Source organism: Algihabitans albus (genome assembly GCF_003572205.1).
GTDB classification, from domain to species: Bacteria; Pseudomonadota; Alphaproteobacteria; order Kiloniellales; family DSM-21159; genus Algihabitans; species Algihabitans albus.
On the sequence record NZ_QXNY01000002.1, the window covers coordinates 162569 to 180119 of the forward strand.

The 17551-nt window shown below is 63.7% G+C and carries 20 protein-coding genes and 1 tRNA gene; 13 read left to right on the forward strand and 8 right to left on the reverse strand.

The window, feature by feature from the left end; genetic code table 11:
* Window positions 1–35 precede the first annotated feature (35 nt).
* Entirely contained in the window at window positions 36–2147 is a 2112-nt protein-coding gene (locus DBZ32_RS02275) for a sodium-translocating pyrophosphatase (protein ID WP_119165504.1), read from the forward strand.
* A gap of 107 nt (window positions 2148–2254) precedes the next feature.
* On the opposite strand, the gene DBZ32_RS02280 is transcribed toward DBZ32_RS02275, so the two are convergent.
* Window positions 2255–2713, reverse strand: a complete 459-nt coding sequence (locus DBZ32_RS02280; RefSeq protein ID WP_119165505.1) for an outer membrane protein assembly factor BamE — start codon at window positions 2711–2713, stop codon at window positions 2255–2257.
* Between the two features lie 121 nt (window positions 2714–2834).
* Here DBZ32_RS02280 and DBZ32_RS02285 point away from each other — a divergent pair, with 121 nt between their 5' ends.
* From DBZ32_RS02285 to DBZ32_RS02320, 8 genes are all read left to right on the forward strand, one after another.
* Window positions 2835–3440, forward strand: coding sequence for a ubiquinol-cytochrome C chaperone family protein (locus tag DBZ32_RS02285; RefSeq protein WP_119165506.1), 606 nt, complete (start codon window positions 2835–2837; stop codon window positions 3438–3440).
* Between the two features lie 63 nt (window positions 3441–3503).
* On the forward strand, window positions 3504–4145 hold the full coding sequence (locus DBZ32_RS02290) for a YceD family protein (RefSeq protein WP_119165507.1): 642 nt from the start codon (window positions 3504–3506) through the stop codon (window positions 4143–4145).
* Between the two features lie 232 nt (window positions 4146–4377).
* Entirely contained in the window at window positions 4378–4563 is a 186-nt protein-coding gene (gene rpmF, locus DBZ32_RS02295; RefSeq protein WP_119165508.1) for a 50S ribosomal protein L32, read from the forward strand.
* A 47-nt stretch (window positions 4564–4610) separates the two neighbouring features.
* Entirely contained in the window at window positions 4611–5660 is a 1050-nt protein-coding gene (gene plsX / locus DBZ32_RS02300; RefSeq protein WP_119165509.1) for a phosphate acyltransferase PlsX, read from the forward strand.
* Between the two features lie 33 nt (window positions 5661–5693).
* A complete protein-coding gene (locus DBZ32_RS02305) occupies window positions 5694–6668 on the forward strand; it encodes a beta-ketoacyl-ACP synthase III (RefSeq protein ID WP_119165510.1) in 975 nt (324 codons plus the stop codon).
* 97 nt (window positions 6669–6765) lie between these two features.
* On the forward strand, window positions 6766–7068 hold the full coding sequence (locus tag DBZ32_RS02310) for an integration host factor subunit alpha (RefSeq protein WP_119165511.1): 303 nt from the start codon (window positions 6766–6768) through the stop codon (window positions 7066–7068).
* A gap of 36 nt (window positions 7069–7104) precedes the next feature.
* The gene (locus DBZ32_RS02315) at window positions 7105–7566 is read left to right on the forward strand and encodes a MerR family transcriptional regulator (protein ID WP_119165512.1); all 462 of its coding nucleotides are present in this window, start codon (window positions 7105–7107) and stop codon (window positions 7564–7566) included.
* Window positions 7567–7892: 326 nt separating this feature from the next.
* Window positions 7893–7969, forward strand: a tRNA-Pro gene (locus DBZ32_RS02320).
* Window positions 7970–8002: 33 nt separating this feature from the next.
* On the opposite strand, the gene DBZ32_RS02325 is transcribed toward DBZ32_RS02320, so the two are convergent.
* Window positions 8003–8266, reverse strand: coding sequence for a hypothetical protein (locus DBZ32_RS02325; protein WP_407923483.1), 264 nt, complete (start codon window positions 8264–8266; stop codon window positions 8003–8005).
* Between the two features lie 113 nt (window positions 8267–8379).
* Here DBZ32_RS02325 and cutA point away from each other — a divergent pair, with 113 nt between their 5' ends.
* The 3 genes from cutA (at window position 8380) to DBZ32_RS02340 (ending at window position 10453) form a co-directional block, all read left to right on the forward strand.
* Window positions 8380–8751, forward strand: coding sequence for a divalent-cation tolerance protein CutA (gene cutA, locus DBZ32_RS02330; RefSeq protein WP_119165514.1), 372 nt, complete (start codon window positions 8380–8382; stop codon window positions 8749–8751).
* An 88-nt stretch (window positions 8752–8839) separates the two neighbouring features.
* The gene (locus DBZ32_RS02335; protein ID WP_119165515.1) at window positions 8840–10045 is read left to right on the forward strand and encodes an MFS transporter; all 1206 of its coding nucleotides are present in this window, start codon (window positions 8840–8842) and stop codon (window positions 10043–10045) included.
* A 24-nt stretch (window positions 10046–10069) separates the two neighbouring features.
* Window positions 10070–10453 (forward strand): VOC family protein, encoded by a 384-nt coding sequence (locus tag DBZ32_RS02340; protein WP_119165516.1) that lies wholly within the window; start codon window positions 10070–10072, stop codon window positions 10451–10453.
* A gap of 38 nt (window positions 10454–10491) precedes the next feature.
* On the opposite strand, the gene DBZ32_RS02345 is transcribed toward DBZ32_RS02340, so the two are convergent.
* The gene (locus DBZ32_RS02345; protein WP_119165517.1) at window positions 10492–10977 is read right to left on the reverse strand and encodes a YaiI/YqxD family protein; all 486 of its coding nucleotides are present in this window, start codon (window positions 10975–10977) and stop codon (window positions 10492–10494) included.
* A gap of 235 nt (window positions 10978–11212) precedes the next feature.
* Here DBZ32_RS02345 and DBZ32_RS02350 point away from each other — a divergent pair, with 235 nt between their 5' ends.
* Window positions 11213–12331 carry a dimethylsulfoniopropionate demethylase gene (locus DBZ32_RS02350; protein ID WP_119165518.1) on the forward strand — a complete coding sequence of 373 codons (1119 nt, stop codon included), beginning with the start codon at window positions 11213–11215 and terminating at the stop codon, window positions 12329–12331.
* 77 nt (window positions 12332–12408) lie between these two features.
* Here the strand turns inward: DBZ32_RS02350 and DBZ32_RS02355 are convergent, their stop codons facing one another.
* From DBZ32_RS02355 to rimK, 5 genes are all read right to left on the reverse strand, one after another.
* Entirely contained in the window at window positions 12409–13494 is a 1086-nt protein-coding gene (locus DBZ32_RS02355; protein WP_119165519.1) for a succinylglutamate desuccinylase/aspartoacylase family protein, read from the reverse strand.
* A gap of 72 nt (window positions 13495–13566) precedes the next feature.
* The gene (gene mgtE, locus DBZ32_RS02360) at window positions 13567–14874 is read right to left on the reverse strand and encodes a magnesium transporter (protein ID WP_119165520.1); all 1308 of its coding nucleotides are present in this window, start codon (window positions 14872–14874) and stop codon (window positions 13567–13569) included.
* 1 nt (window position 14875) lies between these two features.
* On the reverse strand, window positions 14876–15724 hold the full coding sequence (locus DBZ32_RS02365) for a magnesium transporter MgtE N-terminal domain-containing protein (RefSeq protein ID WP_119165521.1): 849 nt from the start codon (window positions 15722–15724) through the stop codon (window positions 14876–14878).
* Window positions 15717–16556, reverse strand: a complete 840-nt coding sequence (locus tag DBZ32_RS02370) for a mechanosensitive ion channel family protein (protein ID WP_119165522.1) — start codon at window positions 16554–16556, stop codon at window positions 15717–15719. Before DBZ32_RS02370 ends, DBZ32_RS02365 begins: the two co-directional genes overlap by 8 nt.
* 82 nt (window positions 16557–16638) lie before the next feature.
* Complete coding sequence (gene rimK, locus DBZ32_RS02375) at window positions 16639–17544, reverse strand: 30S ribosomal protein S6--L-glutamate ligase (protein ID WP_119165523.1); 906 nt, start codon at window positions 17542–17544, stop codon at window positions 16639–16641.
* Window positions 17545–17551: the final 7 nt, after the last annotated feature.

The following is a 17551-nucleotide window of genomic DNA, read 5'->3' on the forward strand; positions in this document are numbered from 1 at the left end:
GGGCAGTCGGTTCGGGCAAACGGGGGAAGCGTCTCATGGAAGTGACTCTGATTCTCGTCATCCTCAGCGGACTTGTCGCTGTTGTCTATGGCGCGATCACGGCGAAATCGGTACTTGCGGAAGACGCCGGAAGCGAGCGCATGCAGGAGATCGCGGCTGCGATCCAGGAGGGTGCCGCCGCTTACCTCAACCGCCAGTATCGGACGATCGCCATCGTTGGAGCGGTCATTTTCGTGGTGGTTTCCATCTTGCTCGGCCCGATCGTCGGAATCGGCTTCCTGATCGGCGCCGTGCTGTCCGGACTTGCCGGCTACATCGGAATGTACGTCTCGGTGCGCGCGAACGTGCGTACGACGCAGGCCGCCGCGACCGGCGGGCTGGAGAAGGGCTTGGACGTGGCGTTCAAGTCCGGAGCGGTGACCGGCATGCTGGTCGCCGGGCTCGCGTTGCTCGGGCTCAGCCTTTACTTCGCCTTGCTTCTGCTCGTCGGTTACGGTCTGGGCGACCGTGAGATCGTGGCGGCCCTGGTGGCGCTCGCCTTCGGTGCGTCCCTGATCTCGATCTTCGCGCGCCTCGGCGGCGGCATCTTCACCAAGGGCGCGGACGTCGGCGCCGATCTGGTCGGCAAGGTCGAAGCCGGCATTCCCGAGGACGATCCCCGCAACCCCGGCGTGATCGCCGATAACGTTGGCGACAACGTCGGCGACTGCGCCGGCATGGCTGCCGATCTTTTCGAGACCTACGTGGTCACGGTCGGGGCCACTATGGTGCTGGCCTCGATCATCTTCGCCGGCCAGACGTTCCTGCCGGACATGATGCTCTATCCGCTGCTGATCGGCGCCGCTTGCATCTTCACCTCGATTGCCGGCACCTATTTCGTGAAGCTCGGGCCGAGCAAGAAGATCATGGCCGCTCTCTACAAGGGCTTCGGCGCATCGGTGGTGTTCTCGGCCATCGCCTTTATCCCGGTGACTTGGGCGACGATCGGATTCGGCACGGACTACAGCTACGGCGACACCGTCTTTACCGGCTTCGACCTCTTTCTCTGCGCCCTCGTCGGGCTGGCGGTCACCGGCTTGATCGTCGTGATCACCGAGTACTACACCGGCACGAACTTCCGGCCGGTCAAGTCGGTCGCGGAAGCTTCGGTCAAGGGGCACGGCACCAACGTGATCCAGGGACTGGCTGTTTCCATGGAAGCGACGGCCCTGCCGGCCCTGGTGATCGTGGTCGGCATCTATCTGACCTACATGCTTGCCGGCCTCTTCGGTATCGCCATCGCGGTGACGGCCATGTTGGCCCTGGCCGGAATGGTGGTGGCGCTCGACGCCTTCGGCCCGGTCACGGACAACGCGGGTGGGATCGCCGAGATGGCGGACCTCGATGCCAGCGTGCGCGAGACCACCGATGCTCTGGATGCCGTGGGCAACACCACGAAGGCGGTGACCAAGGGCTACGCGATCGGCTCGGCCGGTCTCGGCGCCTTGGTGCTCTTCGCCGCCTACACCGAGGATCTGAACTTCTTCATCGCGGAAGGGGTGGAGGCCTTCGAGGGCGTCGTCGTCGACTTCTCGCTGTCGAACCCCTTCGTGGTGATCGGCCTCTTCGTCGGCGGCATGCTGCCTTATCTCTTCGGCGCCATGGGCATGATGGCGGTCGGCCGTGCCGGCGGTGCCGTGGTCGAGGAAGTCCGGCGCCAGTTCAAGGAGATGCCGGGTATCATGGAAGGCACGCAGAAGCCGGACTACGCGCGCTGCGTCGACATGCTGACCAAGACGGCGATCAAGGAGATGATCGTCCCATCGATGTTGCCCATCTTCTCGCCACTGGTGCTCTACTTCGTTGTTTGGGTCGTTGCCGATCAGTCGGCGGCACTGTCCGCGCTTGGCGCCATGTTGCTGGGCGTGATCGTCACCGGACTGTTCGTGGCGATTTCCATGACGGCCGGCGGCGGTGCCTGGGACAACGCCAAGAAGTACATCGAGGACGGCAACTTCGGCGGCAAGGGCTCCGAGGCTCACAAGGCCGCGGTCACCGGCGATACGGTGGGCGATCCCTACAAGGATACCGCCGGCCCTGCCATCAACCCGATGATCAAGATCACCAACATCGTGGCTTTGCTCCTGCTCGCGGTGCTCGCGCACTAACGAGTGGCAGGTAAAACGACGAAGGGCCCGGAGATCTCTCCGGGCCCTTTTTCGTTTGCGCGGCGCCGAGCCAGGGGTGGCCGAACGCCCCTCCTGGATGCAGGGTTCTACTCCCCCGTCGATCCGGGGAAGCGGCCTAGGTTGCCGAACAGTTGCTGCAGGACCGTCAGTTCCCGGCCCTCGGTCGGGGTTTCCCGATCGACCAGATCGACGCTGCGGCCGTCCTCGATGGTGTTCAGGCGGGTTTCCTGAACCAGTCCGCGCTCGTCGAAGGTGACGATCAGCACACTGCGGTCGGTGACGTCGGGCCGGAGGAACGCGAACTGTTCCTGGCGCTGACCGATGTAGTACCAGGTGCGATCCTGGAAGCTGGAGAGAGTCGAAGGCGTCCCCAGGATCCGAACCACGTCGTCACGGGTCGACAGACCCGGCTGGATCTCAACCACTTGCTCGACATCCGGCAGGTTGCCGCGCACGTCGACGCGCTCCGCGCAGCCGGCGAGCAGAAAAGCGGCTGTGCCGGCGAACAGCAGCCGGCGAAGATGAGGTAACGTAAACTCGAACATGGTCTTTACATCCGTCCTGGCAACGTCGCCTTGACCTCTGGCCGGAATCTGCCATTTGACGGTCAACGGTCCGGGGCGACTCTCTAAATAATGCCGAAGCCCCACGAAAGGCGAGGCGATTGTGCTGACACGACTGTTTAGCCGCAACCCCTTGAAGACTCCCGGCGACCGCCGCGGGGACGAGGCGGCGCGTGCTCTCTACGATACGATCGTGATCCAGGCGCGCCAGCCTGGATTCTATACGGATATGGCGATTCCGGACAGCGTCGACGGCCGCTTCGAGCTCCTCGCGCTGCATTCCTTCCTCGTTTTTCATCGCTTGAAGCAGGATCGCAGCGCAACCGAGGATTTGTCGCAACGCCTGTTCGATATCATGGCTTTCCATCTCGACCAGTCGGTTCGGAACAGTGGTGCGGGCGATCACGGCAGCGCAACGCGCCTCAAGGCCATGGGCGAGGCTTTGATGGGCCGCTACCGGGCCTACGAGCAAGCGCTGGCTGCGCGGGAGCCCTCGGATCTGGAGGCTGCGCTGACCCGTAATCTCTACGGCAGCGGTGACCAGCCCAGCCCCTTGCAGATCCAAGGCATGGCAGCCTATCTGCGACGGGAGAAACGGGATCTGTCGGATCAGGCGATTGCCGAGCTTCTCGTCGGCCGGATCGTCTTCGGCCCCCCGCCTTCGGTGGAGGAGGCATCCTCCGAAACTGCGGTCACCGAGATCGGCTGAAAGACGCCGCTTAAGGGCCGGTTAGAGAGCTTCGGTCGCGGCCGGGAATGGAAGGAAACGACCATGCGGAAGGGGAGTCAGGGCCTGGCCGAAGGCAGGCTGCGCGGGCCGGATCCGGAGTTTTCGCGCCCCTTTGCGCTGGACAAGCTCGGGGCGCAGACGGCCCTCGTCGAAATCGAGGCGAAACCCCTGGAACGCGCGGCCCTGGCGGTACGTTTCGATCTGAAGAGTCTGGACCGCCTGAGCGCGGATCTTCAGGTGAATCGGGTCGGGGCCGGGTTGGTCCGCGTTGCCGGCCGTTTGCGGTCAGAGGGCGCGCAGGTCTGCGTGGTGAGCTTGGAGCCGGTGCCTTTCGCTCTCGAATTGCCGGTTTCCTTGAGCTTCGCGACGGAGTCTCAGCTTCAGGATGCCGGGGAGGTCCTGGTCGATGCCGAGGGCGACGATCCGCCGGAGCCGATCGAGCATGGAGCGATCGATCTGGGGGAAGCGATGGCGCAGACTTTGGCGGTCGCGCTCGATCCCTTTCCGCGCGCGGCGGAGGCTGTGTTGAACCGAAGCGAGTTCGGGCCCGATGGCGCTCCGGACGCGCAACAGACCGATGGAGCGGGCGCTGCCGCTTCGTCGAATCGGGAGATCTCTCCCTTCGCGGTGCTTGAACAGCTCCGACCGGGACGGGCGGGAAGAGGTGAGGGGCGTAAGAGGTAGCTTGTGACAAAGACGCCGCGCGCGAGGCCGGCGCCCTTGCCGCTCCCTTTCGTTTTGGGCTAAGAGGGGCTGGAATGCCAGCGTCCCCTAGGGGTGCTGGGTGTGTAAAGCGCAGGGTCCGGGGCTTCGGGGTGGGGCGGTCTTGACGCCCGGCCGCGCTGCTTTTTTGTACCAAGGGCATGTTCTCGAGAGGGAGCACAGTTCGACCTTGCAAGAATAAGGATGTAGAAAGATGGCTGTACCCAAGAAGAAGGTGTCGAAGTCGCGCCGCGATATGCGCCGCGCCCACGACGCATTGAAGACCCCGAGTTATGTCGAAGACCAGGATAGCGGCGAGTTGCGTCGCCCGCATCATATCGACCTGAAGACCGGGATGTATCGCGGTCGTCAGATCCTAGAGCCAAAGGACGAGTTCTAAGTCGCCGCCGTCGGGTTCGCCTGCGGCACTTGGAACCTATAGAGGCTGTGAGCGCTCGTTTAGTCATCGCGTTGGACGCCATGGGAGGCGATCACGCGCCGGCCGTTGTGATACGGGGCGCGAATATGGCCTTGCGCCGTAAGCCCGACCTGGATTTCGTCTTCTATGGACGCGAAGAGCAGATCCGCCCGCTTCTGAACAAGTTGAAGAAGCTGAAGAAGGTCTCGCGGATCGTTCATACCGATGAGGTCGTCGATTCGAACGAGCGTGCGTCGGTGGCCCTGCGGAGCGGCCGCAACTCCTCGATGCGGCTGGCGATCAACGCCGTGAGAGACGGCGAGGCGGATGCCTGCGTTTCGGCCGGCAACACCGGCGCCTTGATGGCGATGGCCAAGTTCGCCTTGAAGATGGTGCAAGGGATTGACCGTCCCGCCATGGCCTCCTTCTTCCCGACGCTGCGCGGCGAGTCGGTGATGCTGGACCTGGGCGCCAATGTTGCCTGCGACGCCGAAAACCTGGTCGAGTTCACGGTTATGGGCAACGCATTCATCCGTTCGGTCCTGGGACTGCAGGAGCCGAGCTTCGGACTGCTGAACGTCGGCTCGGAGGAGCAGAAGGGGCACGAGGAACTGCGGGAGGCGGCCGCTATCCTGCGCGAGGTCAATCTGCCGGGCCGCTTCTACGGCTTCGTCGAGGGCGATGACATCGCCACCGGTACGACGGATGTCGTGGTGACGGACGGCTTTTCCGGCAATGTCGCGCTGAAGACCGCGGAGGGGACCGTAAAACTCTATACCGAGTTTCTCCGCCGCACCTTCCGATCCTCGCCGCTCGCCCAGTTGGGCTACCTTCTGGCCAAGCCGGCGATGCGTAAGTTGCGCAAGCGCGTGGACCCCCGCCGCTACAACGGCGCCGTCCTGCTGGGCCTGAACGGCATTGCCGTGAAAAGCCATGGAGGAAGCGATGCGCTAGGTTTCGCGCATGCTGTTACACTTGCTGTCGATTTGGCGCGCCATCGCTTCATCGATTCGATTCGTGCCGATATCGGAAAACTCGACCGTCGCTCTTCCAGTCCCGCCCAGGCTGCAGCCGTCTAAACCGGCTCCGGCCCAAGTTCCCCGGATCCCCTGATGCCCTTGCGTTCGCAAGTGATTGGACACGGCGCCTATCTGCCGGAGACCGTTTGGACCAACGACGAGCTGGCCCGAAAGGTCGACACTTCGGACGACTGGATCGTCAAGCGTACCGGCATTCGTCAGCGCCACATCGCGGCCGAGGGCGAGCTGACATCCGACCTGGCCGTCGCCGCCTGCCGTCAGGCGCTCGAACGCGCCGGCGTGCCGGCCCAGGCCGTCGATCTGATCGTCTGCGCCACGGCCACGCCGGACGAGACCTTTCCCGCGACGGCGACCCGGGTACAGGCGCAGCTCGGCACCACCGGCGGCGCCGCCTTCGACGTTCAGGCGGTCTGCAGCGGCTTCGTCTACGGTTTGGCGGTGGCCGACAACTTCCTGCGTCTGGGCCAGGCCAAGACGGCCTTGGTCGTCGGCGCAGAAACCTTCAGCCGTATTCTCGATTGGGACGACCGTGGGACCTGTGTGCTCTTCGGCGACGGCGCCGGCGCCGTTTTGCTGCGGGCCGAACCCGGTCAAGGCGGCAACGACGACCGTGGCATCCTCTCGACCCATCTCTACTCCGACGGCCGGCACCACGACGCGCTTTACGTCGACGGAGGGCCGTCTTCGACCCAGACCACAGGACATCTGCGGATGGAGGGACGAGAGGTGTTCCGGCATGCCGTCGTTCGCATGGCCGAAGCGATCGATGCCGCCTTGGAGGCGAACGCGCTCACGCCCGGCGATATCGACTGGCTGGTGCCGCATCAGGCCAACGTCCGCATCATCGAGGCGATGGCCAAGCGGCTGAACCTTCCGATGGATCAAGTCGTGGTCACGGTCGACAAACACGCCAACACCTCGGCCGCTTCGATCCCGCTGGCGCTTGACGAGGCTGCCGGCGACGGCCGCCTGCAGCCCAGCGATCTACTGTTGCTTGAGGCCATGGGCGGCGGTTTCACCTGGGGATCGGCGATTCTGCGTTGGTAGTTGGCGAGCTTGTCCCGTTCTTTGCACACTTCGCGTGATTGACCGCTTGAACGCTCTCAAGTAACCTCTTGTTTCAGCTTATAGAGGAGAGGCGCCGATGAGCGGGTCGACCATTACTCGGGCCGATCTCAGTGAGGCCGTGTACGAAGAGGTTGGCCTATCTCGAAACGAGTCTGCGGATTTGGTCGAGGCGGTCCTCGACGAGATTTCCTCCGCTCTGGTCGCTGGCGATACCGTGAAGATTTCGTCCTTCGGCAGTTTCTCCGTACGTCACAAAGGCGAGCGCGTTGGGCGCAATCCCAAGACCGGCGAGGAAGTTCCGATCTTGCCGCGCAGGGTCTTGGTGTTCCGCGCTTCGCATGTGCTGAAACACAAGATCAACCAAGCCGAACACGGCTAATTCCTTTCAGTTTAGCAGCGCGGGACCGAGCAACTCGTGACCGATCAAGTCGTTTCCGGACGTGCCACGCGCGAGAGCGATCAGACAACGGGCCAGTCAGGCGGTCGGAGCGGCGGCCGGGCCGGCGGTAAGTCGGCAGACGCCTTTCGCACCATCAGCGAGGTGTCCGACGAGTTAGACATCCCTCAACATGTCCTGCGTTTCTGGGAAACCAAGTTCAGCCAAGTCCGCCCGCTGAAACGCGGCGGCGGGCGGCGTTACTACCGACCGAGCGATATCGGGCTGTTGCGGCGCATTCGGGACCTGCTCTATCGCGAAGGCTACACCATCAAGGGCGTGCAGAAACTGCTGCGCGAGAGCAAGGGTGAAGCTCTTGCCGCTCCAGCCGAGACGCGAACGGCGCCGGAATTGACCGCCGCGGTTCGTACCGAGTTGACCGGCTTACGCGACGAACTGGCGACCTTGCGCGATCTTTTGCGCAAGGCGGCTGGAACCTAGAGTCTGAATCGCCCAGAGCGATTCTGCTCTTTCCTGTATTTCGAGAGCGAGTCACGTCCTAGAGCAGCATCGCCCTAGATGGACTCGCTCTGGCGATCCCACCAGGACGTGAAAATCCTACTCTCAGCATCAGGTTAGAGGGCGATTCACGTCTCAGGCGGAAGCGAAGCGCTTCCGCCTGAGACGATCGCGCTCTAGGACGGCCCTGGCGAGGCGGTCTGGCGGACGTTGGACAAGGCTCGTGTTGTCAGCCGTAGCCGCGACCGCTATATAGCGGTCCTCGCGTCAGGCCGCCTTTCCAGGAGCGGTTCATCCGGCCGAGAGTTCGGGACGTAGCGCAGCCTGGTAGCGCACCAGTCTGGGGGACTGGGGGTCGCAGGTTCGAATCCTGCCGTCCCGACCATTTCGCATTGATTTTTATTCTTAAAAAAATTCGTTAATTATTTGTTTTTTCGTATTTTTCGACCAAGTTGCGTCCTGCCAGAGTCAGGCGGCAGACCAGCCAATCCGGTTTGATCGGGTTTTCGAACCAGGGCTCCGCCCAGCCCCGCTCGATACAGCTTCGGATCGTACTGCCGGGGTAGCGCTGACCCCGGTCGTCGAACAAGGGCAGCTTTCCGCCCGGTTGGCCGAGGCCGCGCCGCAGGTAGGCCCGCTGGGCCGCTGTCGGGCTTCTTCGTCCGCCTGCACCGCTTCGCATTGCCGCCATCCCAGCACCCCTGACCCTAGGGTAGCCGCGTCTCCCTCGATGCGCCAGCGAGCGATACCTTTAAAGTCTCACACCTCGAGACCTCAGCGATGGATCGGAAAGCAATGACTTACAAGCTGCTCTACGTGACGGCCGAGACAGCCGGCGAGGCCAAGGCGATCGGCGGAGCTCTGGTCGCGGCGCGACTGGCTGCCTGCGCCAACGTGATCGAGGGAATGACCCCGATCTTCTGGTGGAACGGGCAGGTGCAGGAAGGTTCGGAGGCGGTCCTGATCGCGAAAACCCGCACCGATCTGGTGCCGGCGGCGACACGGCTGATCGTCGAGGCTCACAGCTACGAACTGCCCTGCGTGGTCGCGCTGCCGATCGAGGCCGGTCACCAGCCTTTCCTCGATTGGATCGGTCGTGAGACGGAGGCAGCCGGCTCGTCGCGCCCCGGCGCGGATCCGAGCAGCACTGCAGGCGGCGGTCCCTGACGGCAAGCCAGCCATGCGAGGCCCAGCCTTGCTCCGGCCGGGCGCGCGCGGCAAGGTGCGGACGATTCCTCGGTCATAGGCGAAGTCCATGTCTGCGCCCTCCGCCCGGTTGTCGCTGATCTTCAGCTGTCTGGGTCACCTCTACGTCCACCTCTTCACGGCCTTCTACTTCGTGATCGTGCTGTCGCTGGAAGAGGTCTGGAGCCTGCCCTACCACGAGCTGATCGAGCTATGGGCGCTCGGCGCGCTCCTCGTCGGTCTGGCGGCTCTGCCTGCCGGTTGGCTGGGCGACCGCTGGTCGGCCCGGGGCATGATGGTGGTCTACTTCCTGGGAATGGGCGCGTCCGCCATCGTCTGCGGCCTGGTCGACCAGCCGACGGCCCTGCTCATCGGCCTGGCGGCGATCGGCCTCTTTGCCTCGATCTACCATCCGGTGGGGATCGCCTGGCTGGTCAAGTCGGCGGCCAAGCGCGGCAAGGCTCTCGGCATCAACGGTGTGTTCGGTGCCGTCGGCGTGGCTTCGGCGGGACTGGTGGCCGGAGCCCTGATCGATCTCTTTTCCTGGCGGGCGGCCTTCATCGTGCCCGGCCTCTTCAGTGTCGCGACCGGACTTCTGCTCTGGATCGCCATCGCACGGGGGCTGGTGGCCGAGGGCGCCGGCGATACGGTCGCCCACAAGCCCTCCGGGCGCGGTGAGCTGCTTCGCGTGTTTCTGGTCCTGGTACTCACGATGACCGTGATGGGGCTGCTGTTCCAGGCGACGCAGGCCGCCTTGCCGAAAGTCTTCGACCTGCGGCTCCGCGATATGGTGGGCGAGGGGGCCTTCGGTATCGGTGCCGTGGTGGCGGCGGTCTACACCGTCGGCGGCGTGATGCAGATCCTCGGCGGCTACATGGCCGACCGGCTGCCCTTGAAGCCGCTCTACATCGGCGCATTCCTTCTGCAGGTTCCGGTGTTGGTCGCGATCGGGCTGTTGGGTGGACTGCCGCTCGTCTTGGCCGCGGCGCTCACGGTTCTGCTCTCGACGGCCGCGCTTCCGGCCGAGAACATGCTGCTTGCCCGCTACACGCCGGAGCGCCACAGGAGCCTCGCTTACGGCGCCAAGTTCGTACTTGCCTTCGGCACCGCGCCAGCGGCGATCTGGGCCGTTGCGGAAATCAAACAGGTCACGGACGAGTTTACCTGGCTCTTCGTTCTGGCCGCCGCCCTGGCGCTGATTGCGACGCTGGCGGCGGTCTTCTTGCCAAGCGATCGCGAAGCCGAAACCGCGGTCGCGCCACAGCCGGCCGAATAACCGAGAAAGTAAGGGGAGAGTGCAATGCCGCTGGTCGAAAGTCTCGATCACCTGGTGCTGACCGTCGAGGACATCGAGAGAACCTGCAGTTTCTACGAAACGGCCTTGGGTCTGGAACGCGAAACTTTCGGTGAGGGCCGTACGGCCCTGCGGTTCGGCCGGCAGAAGATCAACCTGCACCCCAATCCCAGCCCGATCGACACCAAGGCCGGTCATCCGACACCCGGTTCCGCCGATATCTGTTTCATCGCCGCGGTGCCGCTGGAACAGGTCCGGCGGACTCTCGAGGCCGCGGGTATCCCGCTCGTGGCCGGTCCCGTGGCGAGGGTCGGTGCGCTTGGCCCCGTGACTTCGCTCTACATTCGCGATCCCGACGACAACCTGGTCGAGATCGCCACCTACGACTGACGTCACCTGCGACCGAAGCTGGGCTGCCTGGAGGGGAATCAGGTCCGAAGGCGTCGGCGCACGCGGTTGGCCGCCAGGTCCAGCGCGGACAGGAAGGTCGAGCGATCCTTCTTGGAGAAAGGCGCCGGCCCGCCGAGGATCTCGCCTCCGGCGCGCAGGTCCTGCATGAGATTGCGGACCGCCAGGGACATGCCGATCGAGTCCGACGAAAAGACGCGTCCGTTGGGGGCCAGGACGTAGGCGCCCGACTTCACGCAGCGGCTGGCGAGCGGAACGTCGTTGGTGACGACGATGTCGCTTGGGCCGGCCCGTTCCGCGATCCAGTCGTCGGCCGCATCGAAGCGGTCGCTCACGACCACCAGCTCGACGTCCGGGCGATCGCGCGGCACGCTCATGATGTCGTTGGCGACCAGGTAGACCTTCAGGCCGTAGCGCTCGGCGACGCGGTAGATCTCCGTCTTCACCGGGCAAGCGTCGGCATCGACGTAGATGGAAAGGTCTGCGGTTGAGGGGTCCGCGCTCATTTCGGCTCCATGATGACGCAAATCACTACGCGGCCTTGTCTGTAGCATCGCAGTCAATTCGCTCCGACTTTTCGAGTCCAGATCGGATTTCCCGCCCGCGTCGAAACCACCTCGTGAATCCGGCCGACGCCATCTTGTCCAGGAACGCCATCTCCATGTCGCGGCTGTCGTGGCAGGACCGCGCAATCTCGGCTACTCAAGCCGGAGTGATGTCGCGTGCGGAGGGCCGGATGCAATGCGGAACTTTAACCTGACACCGTCGCGCCGCGTCCGGCGCACGCCCTTTTCCGACCGGGTCGAGCGGGCCGGTGTCGAGGCCTACACGGTCTACAATCACATGCTGCTGCCGACGGCCTTCCAGTCCGCGGAGGCCGACTACCATCATCTCAAGCGCCACGTGCAGGTCTGGGACGTGAGCTGTCAGCGGCAGATCGAGGTACGGGGACGCGATGCGTCCCGCTTGCTGCAGATGCTGACGCCCCGCGACCTGCGATCGATGATGCCGGGTCGTTGCTACTATACGCCGATGGTCGATGAAACCGGCGGGATGTTGAACGATCCCGTTACGGTGAAGCTGGCCGAGGACCGGTATTGGATCTCCATCGCCGACAGCGATCTGCTGTTTTGGGTCAAGGGACTTGCCTACGGCTTCCGCCTTGAAGTCGATATCACGGAGCCCGACGTTTCACCCCTGGCGGTGCAGGGGCCGCAGGCCGAAGAGTTGATGTCGCGTGTCTTCGGCGCCAGCGTACGCGAGATCCGGTTCTTCCGCTTCAGCCGTCTGCCCTTTCAGGGACAGGAATTGGTCGTTGCGCGGTCAGGTTATTCGAAGCAGGGCGGCTTCGAAATCTATCTCGAGCCGGCGGAGCTGGCGGAACCTCTCTGGGATGCCTTGATGACCAAGGGGGCGGATCTGCAGGTCAAGGCCGGCTGTCCGAACCTGATCGAGCGCATCGAAGCGCAGTTGCTCTCCTACGGCAACGACATGACTCGGGAGAACACGCCGCAGGAATGCGGCCTCGGGCGCTTCTGCGACACGCTGACAGCCATCGGCTGCGTCGGGCGCGACGCCTTGCTGCGGACGGCCATGGAAGGGCCGGTCCGTCAGATCCGCAGCCTTGCCGTCGAGGGCGATCCGGTCGCGCCCTGCCTCGACCCCTGGCCGCTCTTCGCGCCAGGGACCACGACGCAGGTCGGGCAGGTGACCTCGGCTGCCTGGTCGCCAGACTTCAACACCAACGTGGCGATCGGCATGGTCCAGCTCAGCCATTGGACCGGCGGCACCCAGGTCGAGGCTGAAACACCCGATGGCCGCCGAACTTCGATCGTGCAGAATTCTGCATTTATTCAATAAAGCAATAAAATAAAGATATTTTCTAATTTTTTACATGAATTAAATCGCACGACCTGCGACCGAGCTGTTCGGTCCGATCACACGATGGGTAGTTCGTCCGTCAGCTCTGCGGTCGTGCCGGTTTCGTAGTCGGCTTCCGGTTCGAAGGCGTCGAGCGAGCGGGCGACCACCTTGGTACCTTGATGGCAAGCCACATGAAAGAGAGCGTCGCCTTCGTGGACCAGAGGAAGGTTGCTCCTGCCGATGACGATGCCATCGACCGTGCAGTGGATCGTCTTCTCGTTGTCGCCGAAGGGATTGGCGATGGCGCCCAGGGCCTCCCCCGCCTTGACCTGGCTTCCCAACGCCTTGGTCGCGCGAAACAGCCCGCTTTGCGGCGCCCTGATCCATCTGCTCGAGCCTATGACGAGCGGCTTGCTGGCGACCTTTTTTCTGCGGGGCGGTGCGACTGGCAGCATTTCCAAGGCGCGCATGACGCGCACGATTCCCTTTACCCCGGCGCGGATGCAGGCCTCGTTGAAGCGCAGGGCCTCGCCGGCTTCGTAGACGATGACCGGTACGTTGTTTCGGGCTGCCGCTTCGCGCAGGCTGCCCTCGCGAAAACCCGTGTTGATCACCACCGGTACGCCGAAGGCCAGGGCCAGTTTTTCTGTCTCGGGATTGTCGAGGTCGCCGCGGATCTGGGGGAAGTTGTCACGATGGATCGCGCCGGTGTGGAGATCGATACCGTGCGTCGACTTGCTGACCACCTCATCGACGAACAACCGTGCCAGACGCCCGGCTACGGATCCGCCGACGCTTCCCGGAAAGGAGCGATTGAGATCTCGGCGGTCTGGCAGATATCGAGATTGAAAGACGAAGCCCAGCACGTTCACGATGGGGACGGCAATCAAGGTACCGCGCAACTGACGGAGCGTGCTGAGGCGAAGCAGACGGCGGATGATCTCGACGCCGTTGATCTCGTCGCCATGGATTGCCGCGCAGACGAAAAGCCGCGGACCGTCGGTGCGGCCATGCACGACCTGAACCGGCATGGTCACCGGTGTATGGGTAGAGAGGTCGGTGATCGGCAGGTCGATGGTCGCCTGCCGGCCCGGTTGAACTTCGACTCCGCCGACGGTGATCGACTCCCGCTTCGATCGCTTGGACAAGTTCAGCTCCATGGCGGTCTTTTGATCTCCGCTGCTGTCCCGTTGCGGGACCTTCCCTGATGGCGTGAGGGCGGCCGGGACGACTTAGAGTATTCCCATCAGCAGCGTCGCAATTCCGAGGAAGGAAAAGAACCCCGCAACGTCGGTGACCGTTGTCAGGATAATGGAGGAGGATTGCGCCGGATCTTGTCCCAGCCGCTTCAGCATAATGGGAATGACGGCGCCCGCGAATCCCGCGGCAACCATCGCCAGGATCATCGAGACCGCGATGACAGCCACGAGACCGAAAGATCCGCTCCAGATGAACACGCCCAAACCGCAGGTCATGGCGATCGAAACGCCATTGATGAAACCTGTGCTGACCTCTTTGGTCATGACCTTGAACCAGTGATGCGCGGAAATCTCCCGAAGCGCGAGCCCGCGCATGGTCACTGCGAGCGCTTGAGCGCCGGCGTTGCCCGACTGACCGGCAACGACGGGCAGGAGGATGGCAAGCGCGGTGACTTGCGCGATCGTGTCCTCGAACAGCCCGACCACGGCCGCGGCCAGAAAAGCCGTCAGGAGATTGATCTGCAGCCAGGGTTGGCGTTTGCGGACGGCGAAAGATACCTTTGACAAGGCCCGCTCGTCCCGGCTCGCGCCCACCATTGTCTGGACCGCGCCGCTCGCCGCCTCCTCCAGCGCCTTCACCAGGCTCGAATAGCGCACAACGCCGACCAGGCCGCCACTGACATCGATCACCGGGATGTTCGGCAGCCGGGTCTTCTCCAGAACCTCGACGACTTCGTGCCGCGGTGCCGTGACCTGAACGACGACGGTCACCGGTTCGGCGATCTCGCGCAGAGTCTGATCCAGGTCGGCCACCGCCAAGTCGTGGATCGCGACCCGTGCGGAAAGCCGGTTGTCGTCGTCGACCAGGAAGAGCGTGTGCAGGCCTCTCAGCTTCGATCGGCGCAGGCGCTCCAGCGCTTGGGACACCTTCATACCGGGCCGAAAAACACCGACACGCGTCTCCATGAGCCGACCGGCCGAGTCGTCCGGATAGGTCAGGAGATCCTGCAGTTCCTTGCGCAGGCTGGCGTCCAGCATCTCCAGGTAGGACTGCCGTTCCTCCTCGCTGTACTGACCGAGGAGGACCAGGGTCGCATTGGGGCTCATGCTTTCAAGCAAGCCGGTCGCTGTGGGTTTGGGCAGATAGGACAACAGCTTCGCGGCCACATCGGGCGCCAGCCAACCGAACAGTGGCGCGATGGAGGGAATCGGCTGTTCGGCCAGAATCTCCGCGACCTCGCCGGGCGGCATCGCCTCCACCTGCTTGGCCGCATCGAGCGGGAAGTCGCGGATGTAGCTGCGGTTGAGATACTGGACGGCTTGGACGGCAGCACCGGTCATCTCACCTCTCCCCCTTGTCCGACAGTCTCGTCAGACCCGGTTCGGTCGCTGCCGCGTTCACCAAACCCATTATGCTGATCAGGAAGGCCTGGACCATGTGCGAGAGCACGACGTTGATCTGCACCGTGCTGACCTCGCCACTGTCGGCAACGAGGCCTTCGCGCAGACTGTCGAAATGCAGGACGCCGAGCAGACGCCGGCTGCGGTCGGCGACAGGTAGCGACAGTGCACTGTCCCAGGCTTGCAGGGTTACCACACTCGTCAGCGGCGCCTGGGGCGATAGAGCGACGAAGTCCTTCTCCAGCAGATCTCCCAGCAGGTCCTTGTCGTCGGCGCTGAGCAGCGCGTCCATATCGAGCGTGCCAAGCAGTTTGCGATCGGCGTCGACCGCGAAGATCGCGGAGCCGACACGCGTGCCCAGGCCGCGTATGCCCGCCAGGCAGTCCTTGACGGAAGCGTCGACGGGAAAAATCGCGCGCGGTGCGTCCATCCAAGCCCCAACGGTTCCCGTGCCGTAGGCGAGGTAACGGCGCAGGCTCGCCGCCTCTCGCTTCGGAAGCGCCGACAGAATCTCCATGACTTGCTGTTGCGACAGAGTCCTTAGCAGCACCGAACGCGCGCTGGCCGTCATTTGGGATAAGAAAGCTGCTGCCTTGAGCGGCGCGCAGCGCACCAGCAGGGCGGATGCCTGGATGGGCTGCATGTAGCTGAGAACCAAGGCCGCGGAAGCCTCGGGCGATGCCTCTATGAACGCGGCGGCATCGGCGGGCTCGATCTGCTCGAGCACGCGGGCGGCGCCGCTCGGATGGTTCTGCAGGAATGCGAGACTTAGTTCGGAGGCTCTACTCATCTTTGACCTCCTCGGCGAGCAGCGCAGTGGTTTGATCGTTGAAGATTTTTCCCGGCACGACCACTCGCCCTTCACGGGTGGCGAGAACGACGCTGACGGGCGTCAGCTCGAGAATCTCGCCCTCCACTTCACCCATGCGGGCTTGCTGCCCGGGCCGATAATGCTGCTGGAGATAGTGCGATCCGATCAGATTGCTGACGAAGCTGCTGGCCCCGAGCGCAAAAGCCAGCGATAGACTGCCGACGACCGCTGCGACGACGATGGCGATCAGGGTGATCAGCAGCGTCACGTCGATTCCGACCTGGTTTATGCCCAGGACCAAGGCGGTTATCAGGATCGCGGCCTGCACGCTGCGCCCGAAGAGTTCGGCATGCGCGACGCCCGCCGATGCGACGGCGGCCGAGGTCAGGTCGCGCGCCAGCGAACTGATCAGCAGCCCGACCAGGATGATCAGACCGCCGGCCAAGAGCGTCGGAAGATAGGCAACCACCCGGTCGAGCCAGGCCGAGAAGGCATCCAACCCAAGGACCCTGGTCGCCGCGGTAATGAAGAAGAGGATGATCACCCAGAAGATGATGTTCCCCAGCAGTTTGACGCCGGCATTCGAGATCCGCAGGTGACGCGCCCGCTCGGGGCCGAAGCGCCGGTCGAAGAAGCGGTTCAGCCAGTTTGACGACCTGATACCGGCCGAGCGCAGGACCCGTGCGATCCCCCATCCGACGATCAGGATGGCCAGTGCGCCACCAAGAGTCGGAAGGAATTCGACGAACTGACCGAGGAAGCCCGATGCCGTCGCGCTGACTTCCCTGATCCAAAGGGACACTTCATCCATAACTCGTCTCCCGCATCACTGCGACGCCGCCTTGGAAGTCTCCCAAGGCAGCGGAAGTCTTCCAAGGCGGCGCACGATCTTGCTATCCCCGACCTCGGGTCTTGGTCCGATTGGGCCGGGCGTTTTTCTCGAGAAACAGAATGATACTGCCCGCGACGTCGATGCCAGTGGCCTTCTCGACACCTTCGAGCCCCGGCGAAGAGTTGACCTCCATGACCACGGGGCCGTGGTTCGACCGAAGCATGTCCACGCCGCAGACATTGAGCCCCATCACGTTCGCCGCGCGCACGGCGGTCGAGCGCTCCTCCGGAGTGATCTTGATCGACTGCGCCACGCCGCCCCGGTGCAGGTTCGAGCGGAAATCGCCCTCCGCGCCCTTGCGCATCATGGAGGCCACGACTCTTTCGCCGACGACGAGGCATCGGATGTCCTGACTTCCGGCCTCCTTGACGAACTCTTGGACCAGGATATTGGCTTTGAGCCCGCCGAAGGCCTGAATCATACTTTTGGCGGCTGCCGGCGTTTCGCCCAGCACGACCCCGATTCCCTGGGTTCCTTCGAGCAGTTTGATGATTACCGGAGCGCCGCCGAGTACGTTGAGGATGTCGTCGGCTTGGCTGGTCGAATGGGCGAAGACCGTGACCGGCAGGCCAATGCCCTGGCGCGCGAGGAGTTGAAGGCTGCGCAGTTTGTCTCGAGAGCGGGCGATGGCCACCGATTCGTTGAGTGGATAGACTCCCATCACCTCGAACTGACGAAGGACGGCCGTGCCGAAGAAGGTAATCGAGGCGCCTATGCGCGGGATCACGGCATCGAAGCCTTCCAGCTTTTCGCCTTTGTACCGCATCTCCGGTCGATGGGAGGCAATGTTGATATAGACCCGCAGGGTGTCGATCACCTCGATCTCGTGCCCGCGGTCCTTCGCTGCTTCGACGAGACGTTGGTGGGAGTAGAGGCTCGCATTTCGGGCCATCAGCGCGATTTTCACGGGCTTT